Source organism: Amycolatopsis sp. NBC_00348 (genome assembly GCF_036114655.1).
Classification (GTDB): Bacteria; Actinomycetota; Actinomycetes; order Mycobacteriales; family Pseudonocardiaceae; genus Amycolatopsis.
Map to the genome: position 1 here is coordinate 1545270 of NZ_CP107994.1, position 24039 is coordinate 1569308.

At 72.6% G+C, this 24039-nt stretch carries 22 protein-coding genes; 6 read left to right on the forward strand and 16 right to left on the reverse strand.

Annotation, left to right across the window (positions count from 1 at the left end; translation table 11 throughout):
- Positions 1–52: 52 nt before the first annotated feature.
- Positions 53–520, reverse strand: a complete 468-nt coding sequence (locus OHS58_RS06870) for a VOC family protein (RefSeq protein ID WP_328647566.1) — start codon at positions 518–520, stop codon at positions 53–55.
- 113 nt (positions 521–633) lie between these two features.
- Between OHS58_RS06870 and OHS58_RS06875 the strand changes: the two genes are divergently transcribed.
- Positions 634–1614, forward strand: a complete 981-nt coding sequence (locus tag OHS58_RS06875; RefSeq protein WP_328647567.1) for a helix-turn-helix transcriptional regulator — start codon at positions 634–636, stop codon at positions 1612–1614.
- Between the two features lie 15 nt (positions 1615–1629).
- Here the strand turns inward: OHS58_RS06875 and OHS58_RS06880 are convergent, their stop codons facing one another.
- The 4 genes from OHS58_RS06880 to OHS58_RS06895 all read right to left on the reverse strand — a co-directional run bounded on the left by OHS58_RS06880 (position 1630) and on the right by OHS58_RS06895 (position 5644).
- Positions 1630–1845: a hypothetical protein gene (locus OHS58_RS06880; RefSeq protein WP_442875524.1), complete on the reverse strand. Its 216-nt coding sequence runs from the start codon at positions 1843–1845 to the stop codon at positions 1630–1632.
- 174 nt (positions 1846–2019) lie between these two features.
- The gene (locus OHS58_RS06885; protein WP_326951570.1) at positions 2020–3198 is read right to left on the reverse strand and encodes a cytochrome P450; all 1179 of its coding nucleotides are present in this window, start codon (positions 3196–3198) and stop codon (positions 2020–2022) included.
- Positions 3198–3905: a thioesterase II family protein gene (locus OHS58_RS06890; protein WP_326950682.1), complete on the reverse strand. Its 708-nt coding sequence runs from the start codon at positions 3903–3905 to the stop codon at positions 3198–3200. The genes OHS58_RS06885 and OHS58_RS06890 overlap by 1 nt, the downstream gene beginning before the upstream one ends.
- Positions 3902–5644 (reverse strand): non-ribosomal peptide synthetase, encoded by a 1743-nt coding sequence (locus tag OHS58_RS06895; protein ID WP_328647568.1) that lies wholly within the window; start codon positions 5642–5644, stop codon positions 3902–3904. Before OHS58_RS06895 ends, OHS58_RS06890 begins: the two co-directional genes overlap by 4 nt.
- A 671-nt stretch (positions 5645–6315) precedes the next feature.
- Here OHS58_RS06895 and OHS58_RS06900 point away from each other — a divergent pair.
- The gene (locus OHS58_RS06900) at positions 6316–7095 is read left to right on the forward strand and encodes a class I SAM-dependent methyltransferase (protein ID WP_328647569.1); all 780 of its coding nucleotides are present in this window, start codon (positions 6316–6318) and stop codon (positions 7093–7095) included.
- Positions 7096–7271: 176 nt separating this feature from the next.
- Complete coding sequence (mdlC, locus tag OHS58_RS06905; RefSeq protein WP_328647570.1) at positions 7272–8858, forward strand: benzoylformate decarboxylase; 1587 nt, start codon at positions 7272–7274, stop codon at positions 8856–8858.
- A gap of 189 nt (positions 8859–9047) precedes the next feature.
- Here the strand turns inward: mdlC and OHS58_RS06910 are convergent, their stop codons facing one another.
- Positions 9048–10058 (reverse strand): ABC transporter substrate-binding protein, encoded by a 1011-nt coding sequence (locus OHS58_RS06910; RefSeq protein ID WP_326951569.1) that lies wholly within the window; start codon positions 10056–10058, stop codon positions 9048–9050.
- Between the two features lie 856 nt (positions 10059–10914).
- On the opposite strand from OHS58_RS06910, the gene OHS58_RS06915 reads away from it, so the two are divergent.
- On the forward strand, positions 10915–11910 hold the full coding sequence (locus OHS58_RS06915; protein WP_328647571.1) for a YncE family protein: 996 nt from the start codon (positions 10915–10917) through the stop codon (positions 11908–11910).
- A gap of 105 nt (positions 11911–12015) precedes the next feature.
- Positions 12016–12315, forward strand: coding sequence for a hypothetical protein (locus OHS58_RS06920; RefSeq protein ID WP_328647572.1), 300 nt, complete (start codon positions 12016–12018; stop codon positions 12313–12315).
- Between the two features lie 48 nt (positions 12316–12363).
- On the opposite strand, the gene OHS58_RS06925 is transcribed toward OHS58_RS06920, so the two are convergent.
- Positions 12364–14061, reverse strand: a complete 1698-nt coding sequence (locus tag OHS58_RS06925) for a caspase, EACC1-associated type (RefSeq protein WP_328647573.1) — start codon at positions 14059–14061, stop codon at positions 12364–12366.
- Positions 14062–14065: 4 nt separating this feature from the next.
- Positions 14066–14437 (reverse strand): effector-associated constant component EACC1, encoded by a 372-nt coding sequence (locus tag OHS58_RS06930; protein ID WP_328647574.1) that lies wholly within the window; start codon positions 14435–14437, stop codon positions 14066–14068.
- Between the two features lie 225 nt (positions 14438–14662).
- On the opposite strand from OHS58_RS06930, the gene OHS58_RS06935 reads away from it, so the two are divergent.
- Positions 14663–15478 (forward strand): endo alpha-1,4 polygalactosaminidase, encoded by an 816-nt coding sequence (locus OHS58_RS06935; RefSeq protein WP_326950674.1) that lies wholly within the window; start codon positions 14663–14665, stop codon positions 15476–15478.
- Between the two features lie 12 nt (positions 15479–15490).
- On the opposite strand, the gene OHS58_RS06940 is transcribed toward OHS58_RS06935, so the two are convergent.
- The 8 genes from OHS58_RS06940 to OHS58_RS06975 form a co-directional block, all read right to left on the reverse strand.
- Entirely contained in the window at positions 15491–16291 is an 801-nt protein-coding gene (locus OHS58_RS06940; RefSeq protein ID WP_328647575.1) for a DUF427 domain-containing protein, read from the reverse strand.
- Positions 16288–17310, reverse strand: coding sequence for a 2OG-Fe(II) oxygenase family protein (locus OHS58_RS06945; RefSeq protein WP_328647576.1), 1023 nt, complete (start codon positions 17308–17310; stop codon positions 16288–16290). The genes OHS58_RS06940 and OHS58_RS06945 overlap by 4 nt, the downstream gene beginning before the upstream one ends.
- A gap of 1 nt (position 17311) precedes the next feature.
- The gene (locus OHS58_RS06950) at positions 17312–17857 is read right to left on the reverse strand and encodes an alpha/beta fold hydrolase (protein ID WP_328647577.1); all 546 of its coding nucleotides are present in this window, start codon (positions 17855–17857) and stop codon (positions 17312–17314) included.
- Positions 17854–19851: an ABC transporter ATP-binding protein gene (locus tag OHS58_RS06955; RefSeq protein WP_328647578.1), complete on the reverse strand. Its 1998-nt coding sequence runs from the start codon at positions 19849–19851 to the stop codon at positions 17854–17856. Before OHS58_RS06955 ends, OHS58_RS06950 begins: the two co-directional genes overlap by 4 nt.
- Positions 19848–20723 carry an ABC transporter permease gene (locus OHS58_RS06960; RefSeq protein ID WP_328647579.1) on the reverse strand — a complete coding sequence of 292 codons (876 nt, stop codon included), beginning with the start codon at positions 20721–20723 and terminating at the stop codon, positions 19848–19850. The genes OHS58_RS06955 and OHS58_RS06960 overlap by 4 nt, the downstream gene beginning before the upstream one ends.
- Positions 20720–21673, reverse strand: coding sequence for an ABC transporter permease (locus OHS58_RS06965; RefSeq protein WP_328647580.1), 954 nt, complete (start codon positions 21671–21673; stop codon positions 20720–20722). Before OHS58_RS06965 ends, OHS58_RS06960 begins: the two co-directional genes overlap by 4 nt.
- The gene (locus OHS58_RS06970; RefSeq protein ID WP_328647581.1) at positions 21670–23238 is read right to left on the reverse strand and encodes an ABC transporter substrate-binding protein; all 1569 of its coding nucleotides are present in this window, start codon (positions 23236–23238) and stop codon (positions 21670–21672) included. Before OHS58_RS06970 ends, OHS58_RS06965 begins: the two co-directional genes overlap by 4 nt.
- Before the next feature lie 398 nt (positions 23239–23636).
- Entirely contained in the window at positions 23637–24032 is a 396-nt protein-coding gene (locus tag OHS58_RS06975) for an HPF/RaiA family ribosome-associated protein (protein WP_328647582.1), read from the reverse strand.
- Positions 24033–24039: the final 7 nt, after the last annotated feature.

A 24039-nucleotide genomic window follows, 5' to 3' on the forward strand; every position in this document is an offset into this window, starting at 1 on the left:
TGTGGGGGTGCGGGAAGTGCGGCCGGGACCGGCCGCACTCCCCGCGGGTCGGTCAGGCCTGGGCGTACTCGGCCGCGACGTCGACGATCCAGGTGACGCCGAAGCGGTCGGCGAGCATCCCGAAGCCGGGCGCCCAGGGGGCGGGGCCGAACGCCTCGATCACGGCCCCGCCCTTGGCGAGGCCCTCCCAGACGGGGGTGACCTCGTCGACGCTCTCGCCGCGGACGGAGAGGAAGAACGGCTCCGTGGTGATCGTGGTGCCGTTTTCGCGACGCGTGGTGGGCGCGCCCGGGGCGGCCGGCGTCTGCGAGCCGGGCACGTCGTAGGCCATGACCTGGAAGCCGTTTTCGGCGACGACCTGGCCGAACACGACGCGGTCGGCGCCCGGCACCTCGGCGGGCATCCCGAAGTCGGCGTAGGTGGCGACGGTGAGCTGCCCGCCGAACACCGACTGGTAGAACTCCAGGGCTTCGCGGGCCTGGCCGTGGAAGTTCAGGTGGGTGACAGCGCTGAGCGTCATGGTGTTCCGGTCCTTCACGAGTGGTTCCTGGCGCCGGAGGTTTCCGGCGACAGGAACGACGATGTCAGCAGTAGCGGACAGGGAACGTCCGCTACTTGTGGCATGGTGAGACCATGCCGATCGCCTCCTCGACGACCACCTCCAGCCGGCTGCTGTCGCTGCTGTCCATGCTGCAGGCCCGCCGTGACTGGCCCGGCGGCCTGCTCGCGGAGCGGCTGGGCGTCAGCGAGCGGACCGTGCGCCGCGACGTCGACCGGCTGCGCGAGCTGGGTTATCCCGTCCACGCGGTCAAGGGCCCCGACGGCGGCTACCGGCTCGAAGCCGGCAGTCAGCTGCCGCCTTTGCTGTTCGACGAGGAGCAGGCGGTCGCGCTCACGGTGGCGCTGCGGATCGCCGTCGGCACCGGCGCGGGCATCGAGGAGGCGGCCGCGCGGGCCCTGACCACGGTGCGGCAGGTGCTGCCGTCGCGGCTGCGGCAGCGTGTCGACGCCCTCGAGATCAGCGCGGCCGGCCCCGGCGGGCCCCAGGTCGACACCGGGGTGCTGCTCACGCTGAGCGCCGCGGTCCGCGCGGGGGAGGAGCTGCGGTTCGACTACCGCTCGCCGGGGCGCCCCGCGGACGCCGAGCCGGGCCCGCCACGGCGGGTGCAGCCCCACCACCTGGTGGTGCGGGCCGGGCGCTGGTACGTCGTCGGCTGGGATCCCGACCGCGACGACTGGCGGACCTACCGCGCCGACCGGATGACACCGCGGGTCCCGAACGGGCCGCGGTTCGCGCCCCGCGAAGTGCCGGGCGGCGACGTGGCCGCGTTCCTGTCGGCCCGGTTCAAGGGATCCGAGAGCGCGGACGCCTGGCCCTGCCGCGGCGAGGTGATCCTCGACCTGCCGGTGGCGGAGGTGGCCCCGTTCGCCCGCGACGGCGTCGTCGAGGCGCTCGGCGCGACCCGGACCAGGCTGACGTCGGGCTCCTGGTCCTGGGCCGCCCTCGCCGGGGCGCTGGCCCGCTTCGACACCGAGATCGAGGTGATCGCCCCGCCGCAGCTGCGTGCGGCGTTCGCGGAACTGTCCCGCCGAGCCGCCCGCGCCGCCGGCTAGGCGCTGTCCTGCAAGTCATCGGAGCCAGCGGACGATCGCGGCGATGGTGAGTTCTGCCTGGTAGCAGGCAGCGTGTTTGGCGTAGCGGGTGGCCAGGTCACGGATCTGTTTGAGCCGGTTGAAGCACCGCTGCACGACGTTGGGCTGCTTGTAGGTCTCGGCATCGAAGGCGGGTGGCCGGCCGCCGCGGGAACCTTTGGCTGCGCGGCGGGCAACCACACTCGAATCCACCGAGACGACCCACTCGAGGTCGCCGACAGAGTCGTCTTCGCGCCCAGGCGGCCCCTGACGGCACGGGCGGCTCACCCGCGTACGACCCGGTACGAGAGCGATCCGCCCGCACCGCCAGGAACCACCTGGATCACGAAGCCCGTCGAGCAGACTCGCAGGACAGCGCCTGGACGATCAGGCCGAGTGCAGCCGCACCGGCAGTTCGCGCACGCCCCAGGTGAAGTTCGACGCCGTGTAGCGCGGCTCGCCCACGATGTCCACGGCCGTCACCCGGTTCAGCAGCTCCTCCAGGAACACGGTCAGTTCCAGGCGGGCCAGGCGCGCCCCCAGGCACTGGTGGCGGCCGCCGCCGAAGGCGAGGTGGCGGTTGGGTGTGCGGTCCACCCGGAAGCGGCCGGCGTCGCCGAACTCGGCGTCGTCGCGGTTGGCCGAGACGTTCCACAGGGTCACCCGGTCGCCCGCGGCGATGTCGACGCCGCCGATCGTGGTGGGCGCGGTCGCAGTGCGCAGCACGTGCACGCCGGGGGTGGTCCAGCGCAGGACCTCCTCGACCGCGCTCGGCAGCAGCCCGGGGTCGGCCCGCAGCGCCGCCCACTGGTCCGGGTGCTCGATCAGGGCGAGGACGGCGCCGGCCGCGGAGTAGCGGGTGGTTTCGTTGCCACCCGCGAGGACACCGTTGCAGTTCACCACGATCTCGGTGTCGGTCAGCGGCCGCTTCGTGCCGTCCGCCGTGGACCGCCGGTCGGCGGCGATGCGGCTGACGAAGTCGTCGCCCGGGTGCTCCCGGCGGTCGAGCACCAGTTCCGAGAAGTACAGGAAGATCTCGGCGTGCGCGGCGAGCCTGCTCTGCTCGTCCTCGCCCTCGAAGGCGTCGTTCATCGTGCCGCCGAGCCAGTCCCACTCCTCGCGCGGCACGCCCATCAGCGCGCACACCACGCGGGTCGGCAGCCGGCGCGCGGTCTCCACGACGTCCACCTCGCCCGCGGCGAGGGCGTCGTCGAGCAGGCCGCGCACGACGGTGCGCACCAGGTCCTCCGCGTGCGGGATCGCGGCGGGCGAGAAACCCTTGGCCAGCACGGTCTTCAGCTGCGCGTGGTCCGGCTGGTCGGAGACGATCAGCATCTGCCCGGTCACGGCGTCCACCGCGGTCTGGTTGGTGCCCAGCCGCATCCCGTGCCGGGAGCTGAACCCGGCCGCGTCGCGGTAGACCGACAGCACGTCGGCGTACCGGCTGACTACCCAGAACCCGCCGTGGGCGTCGGGGTGGCGGCTCACCGGGTCGTGCTCGCGCAGCCACGCGAAGTGCGGCCAGAATTCGGTGCCGGCGAAGCTCAGGTCGTCGGTCAGGTCCATCAGCACAGCAGGCTCCCCAGCGCGGGCACGGTTTCGTCGGCGAGATCGGTCAGGAAGGTGTGGCTCCCGGCGAAGGCGCGCCGGGTGGTGCCGGCGGTGCTGTAGCCGGCCCAGCCGTCGAGCAGGTGCCCCGGCACGACCTCGTCCAGGTCGCCGGACCAGGCGTGGATCGGGCAGTCCACCCGGAACTTCTCGGCGAGCACGTGGGTGTCGGCGAGCTTGTCGTCCCGGCGCAGCACGTCGAGCAGGAACTCCTGGCTGTCCTCGTCGAGGTCGCGGAGTTCCGGCGGGCCGGAGACGAACAGGTCGCGCAGGATCTGCTCGTCGATGACCAGGTGCTCGGCGGCCGACCGGTTGCCCGGTGGCTCGGTCGCGGCGAGCACGAGCGCGTCCGGCCCCACCGCCCGCGCGAGCTCGTAGGCGAGCAGGCCGCCGAAGCTCTCGCCGACGATGACGAGCGGCGCGCCCGCCCGGAGCTCGGCGAGGTCCGCTGCGACGGCGGCGACGGCGTCGGCGAAGGTCGCCGGATGCTCCTCGGCGAACCGGTTCTCCCGCCCGGGAAGCTGCACGCCGACCACCGAGACGGCCAGCCCAAGCCGGGCCTGCCAGCCGCGGAAGCGGTTGCAGCCGGAGCCGCCGGGCGGCGCGCAGACCAGGGTCGGGCGGCCGGCGGGGGACGGGTGCCACGGCACCACCCAGGCGCTCACGCGGACACCGCCGCGAGCAGGTCCAGCTCCCGGGCCAGCGCGGCCGGGTTGGGGTTGCCCAGCAGCAACGGGATCGACGCCCGCAGCCCGGTCCGCTTGCGCAGCGTGGCCACCATCCGGGCGGCGAGCAGCGAGTGGCCGCCGAGCTCGAAGAAGTCGGCGGCCACGTCGGCCACCGGCTGGTCGAGCACCTCGGCGAAGACGGCGCAGACCTCGTGTTCGCGAGCGGTGGCCGGCGCCCGGCCGGCGGGGCGCGCCGCGTCGGCGGCCACCGCGAGCGCGTCCCGGTCGACCTTGCCGCGGTCGGTGTAGGGCAGTGCGGGTACGAAGTCCACTGTGGACGGCAGCAGGTGCTCGGGCAGGAACGTGCGGCAGTGCTCGCGCACGAGCAGGGCGCCGGCGACCGGGTCGTGCCCCTCGCCGAGCACGGCGGCGACGCCGAGGGTGCCGCCGTCGGTCCGCACGAACGCCGTGGCCGCGAGCACGGCCGGCAGCTGCTCGACGACCTGCTCGAGCTCGCCGAGCTCGATCCGGAACCCGCGCACCTTGACCTGGGTGTCGAGCCGGCCGAGGAACTCGAGCTGGCCGTCCGGGCGGGCGAGGACCTCGTCACCGGTGCGGAACAGCCGTTCGCCGTCCACGGTGACGAACCGGCGCGCGGTGAGGTCCGGGTCGCCGCGGTAGCCCCGGGCGAGCGCGGGCCCGCCGAGGCACAGCTCGCCGCGGGTGCCCGCGGGCACCGGCCGCAGGTCGTCGTCGAGCACCCGGGCCAGGTAGCCGGGCAGCGGGCGCCCGATGGTCGTGACGTCGTCGCCGCGGGCGCTGTCGGCGCAGGTCGCGGCGATCGTGGCCTCGGTGGGCCCGTAGACGTTCAGCACCCGGTGCCGGGCCAGCAGCACCTCGAGCAGCCCGCGCGGGCAGCGTTCCCCGGCGACCACCACGACCTCGGCCCCGGCGAGCGCGTCGGCGCAGGAGGCCAGCAGCGACGGGGTGAGGCTCGCCGTGCGCGGCGCGATCGCGGCGATCCGGCCGGCGAGGTCGACGTGCTCGCCGTCGTCGGCGAGGTCGAGGATCGCCGTGCCGATCCCGTTCAGCAGGTGCAGCAGCACGCACCAGAGCCAGCCGTCGAACGCGGGCGAAAGCGGGTTGATCCCGAGGCCGCCCGGTCCGATGTGGAGGGTGCTCATGGCGCCCAGCGCGGTTTCCAGGCCCGCGTAGGTGACCTCGACGCCCTTCGGCCGTCCCGCGCTGCCCGAAGTGTGGATGAGGTAGGCGATCTCGCCCCCGGCCGCGGCGAACGCGCCGCCCCGGGCGCTCTCCGGGTCGAGCACGAGCAGGTCGGCCGGGGCGCCCGGCGGCCGCCGGCCGAGGATCAGCGACACGCCGGCGTCGGCGAGCACCTCGGCGGTCCGGGCGGCCGGGTGCCGCTCGTCCAGCGGCACCGCCGTCGCGCCGAGGCGCCACACGGCGAGCAGGCTCGCCACGGCCAGCCGGGACCGTCCGGTGGTCAGCGCGACGGTGGTGCCCGGTCCCGCACCGGCGGCCGCCAGCGCCCCGGCGATCGCCGTCGTCCGCTCGGCCAGGCCGGCGAAGTCGAGCACGCCGTCCGGCGCGGAGCACGCCGTGGCGGTGGGCCGCTCGGCCGCCCACCGCTCGACCGCGGCCTCCAGCAACCCGATGCTCCTGCTTCGGGCGGCGTTCACCGGCAACGCGAGATCCGTCATCGTGCTGGAATCCATTCTTTCGGACGCGACAATGAAACCGACAAAGGGTGACCCGGCGCGTTCGTCGACGGGGGGTGATCGTCAGGACCGGGGAAGGGCGACTGATCGCTGGAGAAGTTACGGTGAGATCGCGTCCGAAGCAATACCACTCGAAGGTGTTCGACCCTCTTCGCCTAGTCGGACTGTACGCAGCGCAACTGCTCCGAATGCGCCGCCGACCATGGTATGCGACCGTTCGTGGCAGGGTGGATAACCCGATTAGCGTAGGACCGGTCGGATTCACCAATGATTTGACAGTATTGCGAAAAGTGACTATCCACATCGCGCGCCGCGCGGGTTTGTGACTGCCTGTGACAGTGATCGGCGACGGCTGGTCCCAAGTTCCGGAACCGGCTCCCGCGCCTTGGATCGCCGCGGCGCTTTCCCGGTCGCCGGTCCGACGTGGATAGTGCGGTAGCCGCCCGGGCAGTGATGCCCGTCACGTCCGGCGGCGGTGATTACGCCAGTCGGTCCAATTCGGAGCGTCGGCGGCGGACCGCGACGACGGCTTTTGCGATCGACGGCGCGTTCGGCGGGCCGGCTTTGTTCGAGGGCGGCGAAAAAAGGGGAGTCCGGGCCTGTCGGACGCGACGCGGCGAGCCGTACGATGCGGCGTCGCCCGATCTGATCGAATGAGGAAACACCGGATGTCACAGACCATCGGCTGGAACAACTTCGTCGACACCCAGGCGGAGGCCGAGCGCCACCGGCTCGGCCTGCTGGAGAAGAGCTTCGACCCGTTCAGCTTCCGGCAGCTCGAAAGCCTCGGTGTGCGGCCGGGGTGGCGGTGCCTGGAGGTCGGCGCCGGAGCGGGTTCGGTGGCGGCCAGGATGGCCGAGCTGGCCGGCCCGGAGAACGTGGTCGCGACGGACCTCAGCCTCGCGTTCCTCGGCCCGCTCGCCGACCTCGGGGTGACCGTGCTGCACCACGACGTCACCACGGACGACGCGCCCGGGGAGTTCGACGTCATCCACACCCGGTTCGTGCTGGAGCACCTGCCCGCGCGCGACGCCGTGATCAAGCGGTTGTCGTCGTGGCTCAAGCCCGGCGGGTGGCTGCTCATCGAGATCGGTGTCACGCTGCCCGAGCTGTCCTCGCACCCGGCGACACGCCAGACCATGGCGGCGCTCGCGCGGGTCATGGCGGACCGGGTCGGTACCGCCCCGGAGTGGGGCCGCACCCTGCCGGTCGCGCTGGAGGCGGCCGGCCTGCTCGAGTGCGCCGCGGAGGGCGTGGTCCTGCCGGCGCGGGGCGGGCAGCCGCTGGCGGGCTGGCTCAAGGGCACGACGAAGCTCGTCGAGGAGCACGCGCTCGCCACCGGCCTGGTCACCCGGGAGGTGCTCGACGAGGCGTACGCGGTGTACGAGGATCCGTCCTTTGTGGACTACAGCTGGATGACCGTCGGCGCGCGCGGCCGCCGGGGCTGAGCGAGCCCACCCCTCGGTGGCGGGGGAGTGGTCTCGACCACGACCCCGCCCCGACCGGCGTGCACGAAGAGCACGTCTCCGATTGCCGTCAGTGACAACGCAAACACGCGGCCCAGCGCGGCACCGGGCGGCCCTTTGGGGGTTTCCTTCGCGAAGCTAAGCGTTAGTCTGTGGGCATGATCAAGCGCACGGTCCTCGACGCCACCCGTGAACTCCTCCGCGAACTCGGCCTCACCACGGTGTTCGGGAACCCCGGCACCACCGAGGTCCCGTTCCTGACCGACTGGCCGGACGACTTCGACTACATCCTCGGGCTACAGGAGTCCGCCGTCGTGGCGATGGCCGAGGCCTACTCCCAAGCGGCGCGCAAAGCCGTGCTCGTCAACCTGCACTCCGCCGGCGGCGTCGGGCACGGCCTCGGCAGCCTTTACACCGCCTACAAGAACCGGACGCCGCTGATCATCGTCGCGGGGCAGCAGAGCCGCTCGCTGCTGCCGCACGATCCCTTCCTCGGCGCGACGGACGCCCCCGAATTCCCCAAGCCGTACGTGAAGTGGTCCATCGAACCCGCGACCGCGGAGGACGTCCCGGCTGCGCTCGCACGGGCCTACCACGTCGCGACGCAGGCGCCGTCCGGTCCGGTCTTCGTGTCCGTCCCGGCCGACGACTGGACCGCCACCACCGAACGCCCGATGATCAGCCGGCCGCGGATCCGCGGCTTCGCACCGGATCCCGAAGCCGTCGCCGAACTCGCCGCCGCGCTGGAGGCCGCCGAACGGCCCGCCATCGTCGTCGGCGGGGCCGTCGACCAGGACGGTGCCGTCGAGGAGACCGTCGCCCTCGCCGAGCGCGTCCGGGCCGGCGTGTGGGTCGCGCCGATGTCGTCCCGGTGCTCGTTCCCCGAGAACCACCCGCTGTTCCAAGGGTTCCTGGACCCCGAGCGCGGCGCGATCTCGGACAAGCTGGCCGCGCACGACCTCGTCGTCGTGCTCGGCGCACCCGCGTTCACCTACCACGTCGACCGCGGTCGCGGGGAGGCTCCGCTGCCGCCGCTGTTCATCGTCAGCGACGACGAGCAGATCCTGGCGCGGGCCTTCGAAGGCACCGGCATCCGGGCCACGCCGAAGCTCGGCATCCGCGCGCTCGTCGACGCCGTCGGTGAGACGAGCCGGCCCGCGCCCGCGCCGCTGGCGCGGCCCGCGAAGCCGAGCAGCGAGAAGCTGACCGGCGAGTTCGTCTACTCGACGCTCACGGACCTGTTGCCGGACAACGCGATCGTCGTCGAGGAGGCACCCAGCCACCGCGGGGTGATGCACGACCACCTGCCGATCACCGCGACCGACACGGGTTTCCTGACGGTCGCCAGCGGCACGCTCGGTTACGGCGTCCCGGGTGTGGTCGGCGCGGCGCTCGCCCGGCCGGACCGCAAGGTGATCGGTGTGGTCGGTGACGGCTCCAGCATGTACGGCATCCAGGCGCTCTGGACGGCCGCGCGTCAGGAGCTGCCGGTGACGATCCTGATCCTGGACAACACCGAGTACGCGGCGGTCCGCATCTTCGGCGACTCGATCGGTGGCGGGAAGCTGCCGGGCACCGTGCTGGGCGGCATCGACTTCGCCGCACTGGCGTCGAGCATGGGCTGCCAGGGCGTGACGATCTCGGAGCCGTCCGGCCTGGTTCCCGGCCTGACGGCGGCGTTCGCCGACTCGCGCCCGACGCTGGTGCACATCCGCGTCACCTCGGCGGAGAAGTCGCCGTACTGACGCACCGGCGTCGCCGCTGAGTCCCTCGGTTCCGCCAGAACGCCCGTCTTCCGCAGCACGTACCGGCTGCGGAAGGCGGGCGTTCCTGTGTGGAGCGTGGCTCCTGCTACGCAAAGCGGCCTGGCCGGCTTCCTCCCGGAGCAGGGGGAAGCCGGCCAGGCCGGTGAGTCCGCGGAAGCGGTTGCTACCTCAGCTGGTCACCTGCGGGGCGATCATCGAGGCGGCGTCCACGGCGGTCGTGATCGCGCCCATCTGGAGCATCAGGTCGGGCACGCGCTGCAGGCGCCGGGCGTCCAGCTTGGCGACGAAGGCGGGCAGGTTGAGCAGCTTCGCCGTGCCTTCGTCGATCTTGGCGTACTTGACCAGGATCGGCTCGACCTTGGACCGGTCGTTGGTCGTGTCACTGGTGGCCTTCGCCATCGCGCGCTGGAAGGCGGCCAGGGTCTTCGGGTTCGCCTGCACCCACTTCCTGGTCGAGGCGTAGCCCGACAGCGGGAAGTCCTGGGTGGCACCGGTGTTGACGTCGACCACCGGGATCGCGCCCGCGGACTTGGCGGCCTGCGAGAGGAACGGCTCGGGCAGCAAGGCCGCGTCGACCTGACCCTGCTGCAGGGCCGCCGCGACGTTCGGGAACGGCATCTGGACCCAGTTCACCTTGGTGATGTCGACGCCGTGGTCCTTCATCTGGGACTTGGCCAGCAGGTCGCTCGCCGTGTTCTTGGCGGTCATCGCGATCTTCTTGCCCTCGAGGTCGTTGATCGACTTCACCGGCGAGTTCGGGACCGTGACGATCGAGACGGACTTCGGGCTGATCGACGTCGCGTCCGAGACGAACTGCAGGTCGGCCGCACCCGTGCTCTTCGCGACGAAGAACGGGAAGTAGCTCGAGATCGCGATGTCGGTTTCGCCGGAAATCGCCTTCGTCATGGCCGCCTGGCCACTCGCGGCCACAACGGCTTCGACCTCGAGGCCCTCGGCCTTGAAGTAGCCGTTGTCCTGGGCGAGCCACAGCGGAGCGGTGTCGACGGTGGGCAAGATCGCGACCTTGATCTTGGTCTTCTCCAGACCGCCGCCCCCAGTCGACGAGGCGTTCGAGCTGTCCGAGCCGAGCGAGCTGCACCCGGAGAGGGCGGTGGCGGCGACGGCGATGAGGGCGAGCCCGAGCGCGGCGCGGCGAGTGCGAACCCGGCCACCGCTCATGGCGTTTCCAAGCAAGGCTTGCTCCTTGAAGAAATATGACGGTTCGGGGACCGAATCCGATGGGAGTGCGTGACTCATTCTCGGGGAGTCACGCGGGCCACTGTAGAGGCGGTGACAGCTTGCTCACAACGGGTGGGGTCAATACTCGGGAGGATGACACACGTCACTTTTTTGGCCTTCGGTCTAGACTCACTGGTCCGTTCGTAGGAGCTGTTCACCCAGTGTAGGACGAAGATCGTGAATCTGAAACGTCAGGAACTCCCGGTGGCCGAGCGCGCCGGAGTGGGCCTGGACCAGGGCGGGTGTGGCCCGGACGGTCCCGTCCGGTGTGGACGGCGTGCGCAACTGTGCGGCGGATCCCACGTGGACGACTCGGTCGAAACAGGACGTTCCGGAACGGACAGTCACCGGACCGGGCGCGCGTTGTCCGATCGCGACAGATCGCTCGGAGGCGGGGTTCGTGCCCGGCCTCGAGGTGCTGCGGACACCGGCCGCTCCCGCCGGTACCGGGCCGGGGAGTCCATCGTGGTCACTGCCGGCTCTCGCTCGGCCGGGTGAGCCACGGCCGGTGAATCACGGCCGCCCTCGCGCGGCTCGTCCGCACCGCCGGTGAGCCATGGCTCGTCGGGCTACCGCTGGCGAGCCACGGCCGCCCTCGCCCAGCTCGCCCGCACCGCCGGTGAGTCACGGTCGTCGGGCTGCCGCCGGCGAGCCATGGTCGTCGAGCTACTGCTGGCGAGCCACAGTCGGCGGGCCGGATCGGCGACCTTACGGCCTCCTTACCGAACGCGTCGCCGGCCCACCTGACCTGCGTGGGGTGCCTAACGTGGGCGGCCTTCGTCGAAAGGGGTTACCGGTGCGTTTCGCTCCGTGGTGCCTGGCCGCCGTCCTCCTCGCCGGCTGCTCGAGTCCGGTCGCGGACAAGCCCGCCGAGCTGCCGCCGGCCGCCGAGCCCGCCGCCGCTCCCGGGGTGGCCCGGCCCCCGGCCGGCCAGGTGCTGCCGATCGGCGCGTCCCCCGAAGGTGTCGTGGCCGACGCGCTGACCCACCTGGTCGCGGTCGGCGTCCGCGAGCCGAACGCGCTCGCCCTCGTCGACGCGCGGACCGGGCAGGTGGTGAAGCGGGTGCCGCTGCCCGGCTGGCTGCGGCACCTGCAGCTGGCCGCGCCCGGTGGGCCGGTGCTGGTGCCCGACGAGACGTCGAACTCGCTGCTGACCATCGCCCTGCCCGGTGGTGAGGTGACCACGACGGTGGTGACCGGGGTGGTCCCGCACGACGCCACCCGGGCCGCCAACGGCTCGTACTTCGTGGCCAATGAGCTGGGCAAGAGCGTCGTCGTCGTCCGCGACGGGCACGTCGTGCATACCTTTTCCGACGTCACCCAGCCCGCCGGGCTCGCCGCGGTCGGCGACCTCGTCGGGCTGGTCGACGTCCGGCAGAACGACCTCACCGTCTACGACGCGGGGGCGTTGCGGCAGGTCGGGCGCGTGCCCGCCGGGGCGGGGCCCACGCACGTCCTCGCCGACAAGCGCGGCCACCTCGCCGTCGCCGACACCCGCGGCAACGCCGTCCTGCTCTACCGGCTCACCCCGCGGCTCGAGCAGATCGGGAAGCTGGCGCTGCCGGGAACGCCGTACGGGATCGCCTACGACGCCGTGCGCGACCGGATGTGGGTGACGCTGACCGCGCGCAACGAGGTGGTCGGCATCGACCTCTCCTCCGGTACGCCGACGGAGGTCGTGCGGCTGCCGACGGTCCGGCAGCCGAACACGGTCGGCGTGGATTCGTCGACGGGGCGGCTGTTCGTCACCGGCACGGCCGACGGCGTTCTCGAGCTGATCGACCCGCGCTGACCGTTGTGCACAGTGGACAGTCGGCGAGGCCGTAACGTTCAGGTAAGGATCATCGGCGACGTGACGTGGGACACTCGACGTATCACCGAATCAGGAGGGTATGTCATGACCCACCAGCATTCCTGGCGCACGATGGTCGCCAAGCCGGCCGGAATCCGCTCGCTGCACTGGCTGGTGATCGCCGGTTACGCGCTGGTGGTCGCCAGCGGCGCCAAGGGCGTTTCACTGCTCACCGCGGGCATGATGACGGGTCTCCCGTTGGTGGGCGCGTGGTTGATGCTCGCGTTGGGACTGGCCTACGCGGGCGTGCGGCTCCGCCCGGCCATCGGCGGCGCACTGCTCGTCGGTTTCGGCGTCGGCGCCCTGCTGGTCGTGTTCTTCGCGGGGATGCAGATGCTCGGCTGACGACACGGGCGTCCCCCATGAGTCCGATGTGGACTGTCGCGTCCGGTGTCACTCCGTGAGCTGCGGACCGGTGTTGATTTCGGGGATCAGGCGGCCGAGGGAGTCCTTCCAGGCTCGGGCGTAGCGGCCGTCGCGGTAGCTGTGCGCGAGGATGTCGTGGATCGCCTGCCTGAGCGTCGGATCGCCGATGGCGACGGCGATCCCGTAGGCCGTGTCGCCGAAGCTGGTGTTGAGCAGACGGGTGCGCCCGGCCAGCGCCTTGTCGTAGGCAACCAGCAGTGACCGGTCGCCGGTCACGGCCTCGACCTGGTGGCGCAGCAGCAGCCTGAGGCACTCGTCGACCGAGGTCCGGGTGACGATCTGCCCGGCGTCGCCGAGGTAGGGTTTCACCCCCTCCGGCCCGGTGCTGCCGGCCACCCCGCACAGGGTTTTGCCGCCCGTGCGGAGGTCTTCGGGATCGTTGATCGCCGTGTCCCCGGCGAGGACGAGCAGGGTCTGCGCGCTGATCTCGTAGGGGCCCGCGAAGGCGATGTGGCGTTTCCGCTCGGTGGAGATCGCCATGCTCCCGGCCACGAAGTCGACCTGGTGTTGTTGCAGGGCCGAGACCCTGGCCGCGACCGGGAGTTCGGTCCAGGAGATCCGGCCGGGTGGGTAACCGAGGTCGGCGGCGATGATTTCGCCGACGGCGACGTCGAAGCCGCGCAGGCTCCCGTCGGCGCAGCGCTCGGTGTGACCCGGCCGGCCGGACACGATCCCGATGACGATCCGATCGTGGGTCTTCCGGTTCGCGCGCGCCTGGGTGATGGCGGGTGTGGTTTCGGCGTCGACGGCGGCCGGTGACGGTGGTGGTGCGGGGTTGGCGCAGGCCAGCACGGCGTTGACCGGCAGATCCGGCGTCGGCGGCGGCAGCGTATCGGCGCCGGTGAGCAGCACCGCCGCGGCCGCCACCGCGGCGGGCCAGCGTCGCCGCGGCCCGGCCGGGGTGCCGGCCGGTGGCCGCGCCGCGGTGGTCGCCGTGTTGCGGACGAGGACGATGCGGTGGCCGGCGTTGCGGCTGCGCAGCTGGGGGATCGGCCGGTTGCGGGCGTCGAGTTCCGCGCGCAGGTGGTGGTAGATCGTCTCGACGTCCAGCAGGGCGGGGCCGTCCGGCACGCCGGTGCCCAAGGTGCGGAGCAGGGCGCCGGTGAAGGCGGTGAACGGCTCGCCGCGCGGCGCCAGGGCGGTCCTGGTTTCGGCCGTGGCCGTGAGCACGCAGGTGCCGCTGATGGCGACCCGGTCGCCCAGGGCCGCGGGGCCGGCGAGCGAGCCGCCGAGGGCGATGCCGCTGTAGCAGCAGTCGAGGAGGACGACCTTGCGGCGGGAACGGATGGTGGGGTGCTGCATGGCGTGGCGCAGCCAGCGGTAGGGGAGCGCGGTCCAGGGCCGGTCGGGGTCGGTGCCGGTCAGGGCGAGGTGGAGCTCGTCGGAGTCGGGGTCGACGAAGCCGTGGCCGGCGAGGTGGAGGACGAACAGGTCGGTGGCTTCGGCGGCGGCCGCGCGGACGGCGTCGAGCACGGTCGTGGCGGAGGGCGGATCGGTCAGCACGCGGCAGTGCGCGGCCGGCAGCCCCCACAACCGCGGGTCGGTCAGGGCGGTGGCGAGCTGGGCCGCGCCGCGGGTGACGGACGGCAGGTGCGGCAGGGCGCTGTAGCGCCCGGTGCCGACGATGACGGCCCGGGAGCGCCCGGTGTCGGCGAGGGAGTCCATGGCCTCAGGCGGGTTCGTCGTCCTCGGGAATCCCGAGCGCGCGGGCGATGGCGGCGATCTCCGCGGCCGAGGCGCCGGTGACGTCGACGACGACTCCGTCTCGTTCCAGCGTCACGGTGGGCGGCACCGCTCGGCGCCGGTCCCGCCAGCCGGCGACCGCGACGACGAGGCTGGACAGCGCCAACCCGTTGGCGACGACCGTGTTGATCACCTCGAAGGTGCCCTGCTGTTCGTCGTCGGCGGGGCCGCCGAAGCCGGTCAGCAGCGCGTGGGCGTCCGGGTCGTCGCCCAGCCAGCGCCAGAGGGAGCCGGGTTCCCGGTCCGGGCGGACGGTGATGACGGCGGCGTGGTTCTCGATCGCGGGGTTCAGGGTCACGCACAGCAAGTCGCCGGAGGAGGGCTGTCCGCTACAAAGCCGTCCTCGGGGGTGGGCCGAGGCCGCCGATCGCGGCACCGGCTGGGCCGTCGATATCGGGTGGACCGGATGTGCTATGCGGTCAATCGATCATTTCCTTCATTCGTCCGTGAATGATTGACGAAGCGCTGAGAAAGCGCTTTCATGATTGGGCTGGACCATCCCCCGCATCCCAATGGAGTCGATGTGACGCGCAACCCTTCCGCGGTGAAATCCTGGTTCCTGGCCGCCCTCGCCGTGCCGGCCCTGACGTCGGCCTGCCTGCTGGCGACGGCGGGTGCGTCGGCGGCGGCGGTGACGCTGCCGCCGACGCCGTCGGCGTGGGACTACCAGATCGGCGGGGCCTACACGCCGCCGTCCGGGGTCAAGATCGTGAGCCGGGACCATTCCGACCCGGCGGCGAGCGGGCTGTACAACATCTGTTACATCAACGCTTTCCAGGTCAACGAGGGTGACGACGGCGAGTGGGCGAGTGACCTGCTGCTGCGGGACGCGAACGGCAACAAGGTCGTCGACCCGGACTGGCACGAGGCGTTGCTCGACCTCCGCACGGCCGACAAGCGCTCCCGGGTGGCCGCGCAGATCAACGGGATCGTCGACTCCTGCGCGGGCAAGGGTTTCCAGGCGATCGAGCCGGACAACTACGACAGCTACGAACGGTCGAAGAACCTGATCTCGACGGCGAACGCGCAGGACTACATCAAGCTGCTGTCGAGCCACGCGCACGCGAAGGGGCTGGCGATCGCGCAGAAGAACACGGTGGACCTGGCCGCGAACCGGGTCGCCAACGGGCTGGACTTCGCGGTCGCCGAAGAGTGCGGGCAGTACACGGAGTGCGACGTCTACGCGAACGCGTTCGGGAACCGCGTGGTCGACGTCGAGTACACGAGTTCGGGCCTGAGCAAGGCGTGCGCGTCGTGGAAGGGCAAGATCAGCATCGTCCGCCGGGACGAGGACGTCGTCCCGGCGGGTGAGTCCGGGTACGTCCGGAAGACCTGCTGAGCGCCCCCGGGCTCACCCGGCTGCGAGGCGGCTGGTGAACGGCGTCACCGGCCGTTCGAGCAGCTCGCCGTCCACCTCGATGTCGACGATCTCGTTGTAGAACGCGACGTGGTCCTTGATCGGCCCGGCGGCCGGGATCGGGGCCGGGTAGGCCCACGCCGCGTTCGGCGCGTCCGGAGTGGACCAATAGCGGGCGGTTCCCTTGTACGGGCACGACGTCTGCAGCGGAACCGGCGTCAAGCGGTCGAAGTGGACGTCCTCGGGCGGGATGTAGTAGCGGATCGGCAGGCGGGTCTCGAACAGCAGGACCGGCCGCCGGGTCTCGGCGACGAGCACGCCGCCGATCGAGACGCGCACCCACCGCGAGCCGGGCAGGGCGTCGACGCGCTTGTACGGGTCGCGGGGGTGGACGAAGATCTCCTCTTCTTCTTCGTACCAGTGCTCGACGCCCGGCGAGGTGCGGCCGAACCAGTCGAGCGCGAGGTGCCCGGCCAGCTCGGGCACCTCCCCGGAAACGTCGTAGTCCCAGGCGAGCGCCGGGAACCGCCGCCCGTCGAGGGTCAGGTCGTACCAGGTGCGCACGCCCGGCCGGTCGCGCCCGGCCGCACCCGGGGTGAGCAGGTCGGTCCGGACGTCGCCGGCCGGGAACGCGTACAGCGGTACCGGCCGGCCCGGCTCCCAGACCAGCACCGGGTGCGTGCTGTCGACGACCGTGGTCTCGCCGATCACCCCGCGCACCCGGCGCTCGCCCGGTTCGTAGGTCAGTTCGCCCGCCGGAACCGGGTGGCGCCGGGATGCCGCGAGGTCGCTCATTCGGTCACGGCCGCCACGTAGGGCCGGCCTTCGCGCCAGGCGGCGACCTGCTCGGGCCGCCCGAACACCGAGAGGTACTCCTCGACGCCGGACTTGACCGAGTCCCAGAGCAGGAACGGGTCGTACTCCGGCTCCTCGTCGCCGACGACGAACGGCGCCAGCGGCTCGACGACCGTGTCCACCCGCGGGTGCCAGAACACGCCGCTGGACAGCCGGGTCACCGTGCCGCCGGCGACGACGCGGTGGCGGCCCGCGCGCAGCACGCCGTTGGTCCACCGCGACAGCAGCGACCCGGTGAACACCTGCAGCGCGCCGGGCACGATCGGGACGGGCAGCCAGGTCCCGTCGACCTGCTGGCCCTGCAGGCCTTCGTAGTCGCCGCGCTGGTGCAGCACGGTCAGCGCGGACCCGTCCGCGTGCTCCAGCAGCAGCAGCTTCTCACCGTCCTCTGTGGACGAATCGTCGTGGGTCCAGGTCGGGTAGTTGTTGACGGTGAAGGTGGTGTGGTGCGGGGTCGCGGCCACCGGGAAGACGTCCGGGTCGACCTCGAGCGCGCGGGCGTAGAGCCGGAGCACGCGGCCGGCGAGGCCGGTGGCGGCGTCGTGGTAGGCGAGGGTGACGTCGCGGAAGCCGGGGTCCTGCTCGGGCCACACGTTCGGGTGGGCGAACTCGCCGGTGTACTCGGCGGGCAGCCCGGCCGCCTCGGCGTCGGCGGGGCTGTCGTACCGGCCGATGCTGAAGCGCTCGAGCTCGAGGCGGCCGAAGTCGTCCGGCCACTGCCGCCAGCCGCGGTACGGGTGCCCGGTCGGGCTGGCCAGCCCGATCTTCTCGGCGCGGGGCAGCGCGAGCAGCGCGGCGACCCGGTTGTGGAAGTCGTCCACGAGGTCCTGCGGGACGCCGTGGTTGACGACCTGGATGATGCCCAGCTCGGTCCCGGCGGTGCGCAGCCGGGCCAGTTCGGCGGTGTCGCCCGCTTCGGCCGCGGCGACGTCGATCAGGGTGATTTCCGGTGCGCTCATCTCAGTTTCCCTTCCGGACGGTGGTGAGGGCGGCGGCGAAGGCGCCGGGATCCCCGGGGGCGGCGAGTTCGGTGATCGTGGTGCCGGGCAGCTGCTCGCGCAGCGCGGTGACGTCGTCGCCGGGCTCGGTGCCGGCGAGCACGACGGTGCCCAGCTCCGCGCGCCGGAGCGCCACCGCGAGCGCGATGACGCCGCCGGCGCCGATGCCGGCGATCACCCGGGCGCGGGGCGCGAACGACGCCACGGCCTCGACGATGTCCCTGGCGGCCCGTTTGGGGGTGCCCGCGCTGCCGCCGGAGCGGCCGGTGCCCGGCGGGTCGATGACCACCACCGGCTCGCCGAGCGCCAGGGCGACGCGGTCGAGGGACCGGGCGTCGGCGCCCGGGGCGGGCAGGAGCACCAGCGCCGCCGGCCCGGCGCCCCAGAGCACCCCGCTGACGTTGATCCCGGCCGTCACGGTGACCCAGCGCCGGTGCACCACCTGCGTGGGTGCCTCGGCGGTCACCTCGGCGAACTCGTTTTCGGGCTGGATCCGGGTGTCGGTCATCGAGGCTCCTTCTCGGCGGCGAGCGGACGGGACGGGGGCAGGCGGTCGGCGGGCAGGTGGCAGCGGACGTCGTGGCCGTCCCCGAGGTCGCGGGCCGGCGGCGGCTCGTCGTCGCAGAGCGGCCCCAGGTGGTGCGGGCAGCCCGCGGCGAAGACGCACCCGGCGCCGGTGTCCGCGCGCCGCGGCGCTTCGGTGACCTCGGCGCGGTGGGCGGCGGTGACGAGCAGGTCCGTGTAGGGGTGGTGCGGCCCGGCGAGGACGTCGGCGGTGCGGCCGGTCTCCACCAGGCGGCCGCGGTAGAGCACGCCGACGCGGTCGGCGAGGTAGCCGACCACGGCGAGGTCGTGCGAGATGAACAGGACCGACGTGTCGGTGGTTTCCCGTTGCCGCGCCAGCAGTTCCAGCACCCCGGCCTGCACGCTGACGTCGAGCGCGGACACCGGCTCGTCGCAGATCACCAGGTCCGGCCGGCCGGCGAAGGCGCGGGCGATGGCCACCCGCTGCTGCTGCCCGCCCGACAGCGCGGTCGTCCGGGCGGTGAGCAGGTCCGGGCCGAGCTGGACGCGCTCGGCGAGCTCCCGCGCGGTGCCGGTGCCCCCGAGCGTCCGGATCGCGCGGCGCAGGACGGTGCCGACGCGCTGGGCCGGGTTCAGGGTGGCTTCCGGCTGCTGGAACACCATCTGGACCCGCCGCCGGAGCCCGGAGCGGCGCCGGCCGAGCGACGCGGGCAGGTCCGCGCCGGACAACGTCATCGTGCCGGCGCCCCCGCCCGGGCCCAGCCCGGCGATCGTCCGAGCCAGCGTGGTCTTCCCGCTGCCGGACTCGCCGACCAGGCCGAAGACCTCGGCCGGGCGGATCTCGAACGTCACGTCGCGGACCACGGGCCGGCCGCCGTAGCCGGCGGTGAGGCCGTCCATGCCGAGCCGGCTGCCGTCCGGCGCGCCCGAGGACGTCACTTTCGCCGGGAAAGATGCGTCCAGGGGCGGCACGTTCCCGGGGAAAGCCGCGTCCGGGCGGACCGGGAGCGGGGCGAGCCGCTCGGCGTGGTGGCAGCGCACCGTCCGGCCCGGCGCGAACTCCGTGACGCCGGGTTCGGTGGTGCGGCACAGGTCGTCGGCGAACGCGCAGCGCGTGGCGAAGCGGCAGCCCGAGAAGCTGTCGGCGGCCGTGGCCGGCGCGCCGGGGATCGCGGCGAGCCGCCGGACCGAGCGGGGGACACCCACCTCGGGCGCGCACGCCAGCAACGCGGCGGTGTACGGGTGCGCAGGCCCGCGCAGGACGGCGTCGGCGGGGCCGAACTCGCTGCCGCGGCCGGCGTAGAGCACGGCGATGTCGTCGCAGAGCCGGCCGACCAGGTCGAGGTCGTGGCTGATCAGGACGACCGTCACGGACAGCTCGCGGCGCAGCCGGTCGAGCAGGGTGAGGATCTCCCATTCGACGGACGCGTCCAGCCCCGTCGTCGGCTCGTCCAGCACCAGCAGTTTCGGTTGTTTCGCGAGGGCGGCGGCGATGACCACCCGCTGCTGCTGCCCGCCGGACAGCTCGTGCGGGTAGCGCCGCGCCACCGACGCGGGCAGCCGCACGCGCTCCAGCAGCCCGGCTGCCCGCTCCCGCCGGCCGGGGCGGGGAACGTCCTGCAGCGCCAGCGCTTCGGCCAGCTGGGCACCCACCCGCATGGTCGGGTCCAGCGCGCCGCCGGCCTCCTGGTGCACGAACGCCAGGTCCCGGCGGCGCCAGGTCCGCAGGTCGCGGCGGGACAGCCTGAGCACGTCGACCCCGCCCGCCGTGATCCGCCCCGACACGATCCGGCCGCCGGCCGGGAGGTGCCCGCCGAGCGCGCGGGCGATGGTGGTCTTGCCGGACCCGGACTCCCCGACGATGCCCAGCATCCGTCCTTTCGCGACGGTCAGGGACACGTCGTCCACCGCGCGGACCTCGCCCGCCGCCGTCCGGTAGGCGACCCCGAGGTTCTCGACGACCAGGCCGGCGCTCATGCCGCCTCGAACCGGGCGCGCAGGTCGTCGGCGACGAGCGCCACGCCGACGACGAGGGAGGCGATGGCCAGCGCCGGGGCCAGCACGGTCCACGGGGCGGTCGGCAGCCACGCGCGGTTGTCGGAGACCGAGGTGCCCCAGTCCGGCGAACCGGGTTCCTGGCCCAGGCCGAGGAACGCGAGGGTGGCCACGGCGAACACCGCGTCGCCGAGCCGGGACGTCGCCTCGACCAGCACGGTCCGGGCGACGTTGGGCAGGATCTCGCGCAGCATCAGCGACCAGCCCGGCTCACCGCGCAGCCGGGCCGCGTCGACGTAGGGCTTGGCCCGCTCCACCAGCGTGGCCGCGCGCACGCTCCGGGCGACGATCGGGACGAACGAGATGCCGATGACGAGCACCAGCACCGCGGCGGAATGCCCGAGCAGGGCGACGAACAGGACGCTCGCGATGATCGACGGGAACACCAGCACGGCGTCCAGCACGCGCATGATGACGCCGTCCACCCAGCGGCCGTAGGTGCCGGCGAGCAGGCCGATCGCGGTCCCGGCGACGACGGCGAGCAGCGTCGCGACCGGGGCGATCCGCAGCACCGGCCGGGCGCCGGCCAGCACCCGGGAGAAGGTGTCGCGGCCGAACTGGTCGGTGCCGAGCAGGTTCGCCCCGCCCGGGGCGGCCAGCCGGTGCGCCGGGTGCTGCAGCTGCGGGTCCTGCGGCGCCAGCTGCGGCCAGAACACGGCGACGACGACCCAGCCGAGCACGAGCAGGAGCCCGAGCGCGAGCACGATCGGGACCCGCTTGCGACGCCGGCCCGGCGGAAGCGCGACGGCGGTGACGAGCGCGACCGGGGCCGTCGCCTGCCGGAGGGCGCTCACGCGGTCGCCCCGCGGCGGATCCGGGGGTCGAGCAGCCGGTAGGCGAGGTCGACCGCGGTCATGACGAGCACGTAGCACAGGCCCAGCACCACCGCGGTGGCCTGCAGGGTGGGCAGGTCCTTGTCCAGCGCCGACGTCAGCAGCAGCGCGCCCGCCCCCGGGTAGTTGAACAGCAGTTCCACCGCGACGAGGCCACCGAGCAGGAACTGGGCCTGCACGCCGAGCGCGCTGACCGCGGGCACGGTCGCGTTGCGCAGCACGTGCCGCCGGACGACCTGCCACCGCGTCGATCCGCGCAGCTCAGCGGCCCGCACGTAGGTGCTGTCCACCACGGACACGGTGCCGGCGCGGACGTGCCGGGCGACGTAGCCGGTGCACAGCAGCACCAGCGACAGCGCGGGCAGCACCAGGTGCTCCAACTGCAGCACCAGGCTCGCGCCGGGCGGCGTCTGCGCGGACGCGGGGAACCAGCGGACGTTCACCGCGAACACGACGAGCAGCACCACGCCGGTGACGAACTCCGGGATCGCGCCGAACACCAGGCCCAGCCCGCTCAGCACCCGGTCCAGCGGCCGGTCGTGGTGCAGGCCGCTGAGCACCCCGGCGGCCAGCGCGACCGGCACGAGCAGCACGAACGCGAACCCCGCCAGCAGCAGGGAGCTGCCGAGCCGGTCGAACACCAGCTCGCGCACCGGGACGTGCAGCGTGAGCGACGTGCCCCAGTCGCCGCGGACGAAGTTGCCCGCCCACCGCAGGAACCGGTCGGTCAACGGCTGGTCGAGCCCGAGCGACCCGCGCAGCCGGGCCACCGAAGCCTCGCTCGCCTCGCGGCCCAGCACCGTCCGCGCCACGTCGCCGGGCAGGATCTCGGTGGCGAGGAACACCAGCAGGGACACCACGAACAGCGTCACCGGGATGGCGACGGCGCGGCGCAGCAGCAGCCCCGTCACGCTCGGGACACCGCGCTGAAGTCCACAAAGGACGACGGGTGCGCCTTGATCCCGGTGAAGCGGGTCTTGTTGTAGGCCCGGACGGCGCCGTTCCACAGGGCGAGCACCACCGGGACGTCCTCGTGCAGGACGTCGGCGATGATCTTCGCCTGCCGCTTGCGCTCGTCGTCGGACGTGGCACCGTCGTAGGCGACGAGCGCCGCGTCGAGCCGGGGATTGCGGTACTTGGCGCCGTTCCACACGCCGTCGGAGGTGACCATGGGCCGCACGAACTGGCTCGGCGCCGGGCGCCCGGCCCAGCCGACGAGGTTGGCCGGCGTGAACAGCCACGGCGTGTCCTTGGCCTGGTCGCCGCCGTAGAACGCCTTCGACGTCTGCTGGTCGAGGGTGACGTCGATGCCGGCCTGGCGGAGCTGGTCCTGCACCGCCAGCGCGAAGTTCTTGCTCGGCGGGTCGAACGACAGCGGGAAGCTGAGCTTCCCGACGCCGGCCGCGGCGAGCAGCTCCTTGACCTTCGCGGGGTCCTTGGCCCGCTGCGGGATGTCCTTCGGGCCGGCCGCGAACAGCGGGGCGTAGAGGTGGTCGTTGCCCAGCTGGGCGATGCCCGCGTCGACCACCTCGTTGAGCGCGGGCCGGTCGAGGGCGTAGGCGATCGCCTGGCGGACTTCCTTGCGGTCGAACGGCGCTTGGTCCACCCGCAGGGTCAGCGCGGTCATCGCGGTGCCGGGGACCTTGTCGAGCACGACGTCGCCGGTCTCCTGGATGATCGACGGGTCGGTGATCACCAGCGCGTCGATCTCGCCGCTGCCCAGCGCGAGCTGCTCGGCCTGGGCGTCGGCGTAGAACTTGATCTCGACGCCGTCGAGGTACGGTTTCCCGGGCTGCCAGTACTTCGGGTTCCGGGTGAAGGTGGCGCCGGTGGACGGGTCGTAGCCGCCGAGCAGGAACGGGCCGGTGCCGATCGCGTGGTCGGTGAACGCGCCCGCGTAGTCCGCCTTGAGGATGACGGCGTTGTAGTTGCCCGCCGACACCAGGAACGGGAAGTCGGAGAACGCCCGGTCCAGCGTGAACACGACCGTCGAAGCGTCCCTTGTGGACACTCCGCCCGCGCTGAGCACGGACTTGAACGCGGCCAGTGCGGCGGAGTCCTGGGCCGGGTCGAGCAGCCGGTCGAACGACGCCTTCACCGCGGTGGCGTCCAGCGGCGTGCCGTCGGAGAAGGTGACGCCCGCGCGCAGGGTGAAGACCCACCGCTTGTTGCCGTCCTCCGCGGCCCACTTCTCGGCCAGCCGCGGCGTCAGGCTGAAGTCGTTCTCCAGCCAGATCAGGTAGTCCGCGACGAGCTGCACGATCGCGATCGCCGAGCCGTCGTACATCGTCACGGGATCGACGGCGGTCGGCGGCACCGGAGTGCCGACCCGCAGCGTGCCACCGGATTTCGGCGGCCCGCCGGCGGGCCCGGCGGTGTTCTCGGCGTCCACGCCGCACGCGGCGAGCAGGGCGGCGAGGCCGATCCCGCCGGTGCCACGCAGCAGCGTCCGGCGTGAGAAAGCGCTTTCGATCATGGTGGACGTCCTTGTCGAAGGCGACGAGGACGTCACCGATCATTCAGGGAAAGGGTGTGACAGCAACAAATGCGTCTGGGCCGGGCGGCCGGCGGGTGCGACGGATCGATACTCGCACGGCGCTGTCACCGCTGCCAAGAGAGGGAAGCGGCCGTTCAGCATCTGGGAGAGGCGCCGGATTTGCCGGAGAAACGCCACGGAGATTGGGCCCTCCGGGCGTACCGGTACCGGCGACCGGGCCATGGGAGAAGCCGGGCCGGCTCGACGTGGGCGCTCAGCTCGAGGGGGCGCCGACGCGGTGGAAATCACGGCGCGGCGCGAAGGGTGACACCGTGATCGCCGCCGGCGCGTGGCCGACGGCGATCCGGACTCGTTTCACTTATTGCTTGAGAAGGTGTTCAGTCCCGCGGCGCGTCTTCGATCGTGCCGACCTGCTCGAGGTCGTCCGGTGCGGGCATGTGCCGGATGCTTTCGGCGCCCTTGTGGTCGTGCGCCTTGGTGTACCGGGAGTCCAGCACCTTGCCCAGCTTGTGCGCCGCGCCGGCGTACGCGTCGTCCACGGTGGTGGCGTGGTGGGTGACCGCGACCGGCTGCTTGCCGCCGGGGCGGGCCTCGATCACGCACTTCTTGTCTTCCGGCTTGCCGCCGCCGTCCTCGCTGAGGTGCACCTCCACCCGGGTCAACCAGCCGTCGAACCGGGAGAGGCTGGTCTCCAGGTCGGTGGTCACGAAGGTGGCCAGTCCTTCGCCACCGTGGACGTTGTGGTCGGTGTTGACCTGGATCTGCACGAGCACCCTCCAA

What these genes read in the sequence shown, in the direction of transcription:
- OHS58_RS06870 (WP_328647566.1), bottom strand. Translation starts at nt 520, where the DNA reads ATGACGCTCAGCGCTGTCACCCACCTGAACTTCCACGGCCAGGCCCGC.
- OHS58_RS06875 (WP_328647567.1), top strand. Translation starts at nt 634, where the DNA reads ATGCCGATCGCCTCCTCGACGACCACCTCCAGCCGGCTGCTGTCGCTG.
- OHS58_RS06885 (WP_326951570.1), bottom strand. Translation starts at nt 3,198, where the DNA reads ATGGACCTGACCGACGACCTGAGCTTCGCCGGCACCGAATTCTGGCCG.
- OHS58_RS06895 (WP_328647568.1), bottom strand. Translation starts at nt 5,644, where the DNA reads ATGGATTCCAGCACGATGACGGATCTCGCGTTGCCGGTGAACGCCGCC.
- OHS58_RS06900 (WP_328647569.1), top strand. Translation starts at nt 6,316, where the DNA reads ATGTCACAGACCATCGGCTGGAACAACTTCGTCGACACCCAGGCGGAG.
- mdlC (WP_328647570.1), top strand. Translation starts at nt 7,272, where the DNA reads ATGATCAAGCGCACGGTCCTCGACGCCACCCGTGAACTCCTCCGCGAA.
- OHS58_RS06910 (WP_326951569.1), bottom strand. Translation starts at nt 10,058, where the DNA reads ATGAGCGGTGGCCGGGTTCGCACTCGCCGCGCCGCGCTCGGGCTCGCC.
- OHS58_RS06920 (WP_328647572.1), top strand. Translation starts at nt 12,016, where the DNA reads ATGACCCACCAGCATTCCTGGCGCACGATGGTCGCCAAGCCGGCCGGA.
- OHS58_RS06925 (WP_328647573.1), bottom strand. Translation starts at nt 14,061, where the DNA reads ATGGACTCCCTCGCCGACACCGGGCGCTCCCGGGCCGTCATCGTCGGC.
- OHS58_RS06940 (WP_328647575.1), bottom strand. Translation starts at nt 16,291, where the DNA reads ATGAGCGACCTCGCGGCATCCCGGCGCCACCCGGTTCCGGCGGGCGAA.
- OHS58_RS06945 (WP_328647576.1), bottom strand. Translation starts at nt 17,310, where the DNA reads ATGAGCGCACCGGAAATCACCCTGATCGACGTCGCCGCGGCCGAAGCG.
- OHS58_RS06950 (WP_328647577.1), bottom strand. Translation starts at nt 17,857, where the DNA reads ATGACCGACACCCGGATCCAGCCCGAAAACGAGTTCGCCGAGGTGACC.
- OHS58_RS06955 (WP_328647578.1), bottom strand. Translation starts at nt 19,851, where the DNA reads ATGAGCGCCGGCCTGGTCGTCGAGAACCTCGGGGTCGCCTACCGGACG.
- OHS58_RS06970 (WP_328647581.1), bottom strand. Translation starts at nt 23,238, where the DNA reads ATGATCGAAAGCGCTTTCTCACGCCGGACGCTGCTGCGTGGCACCGGC.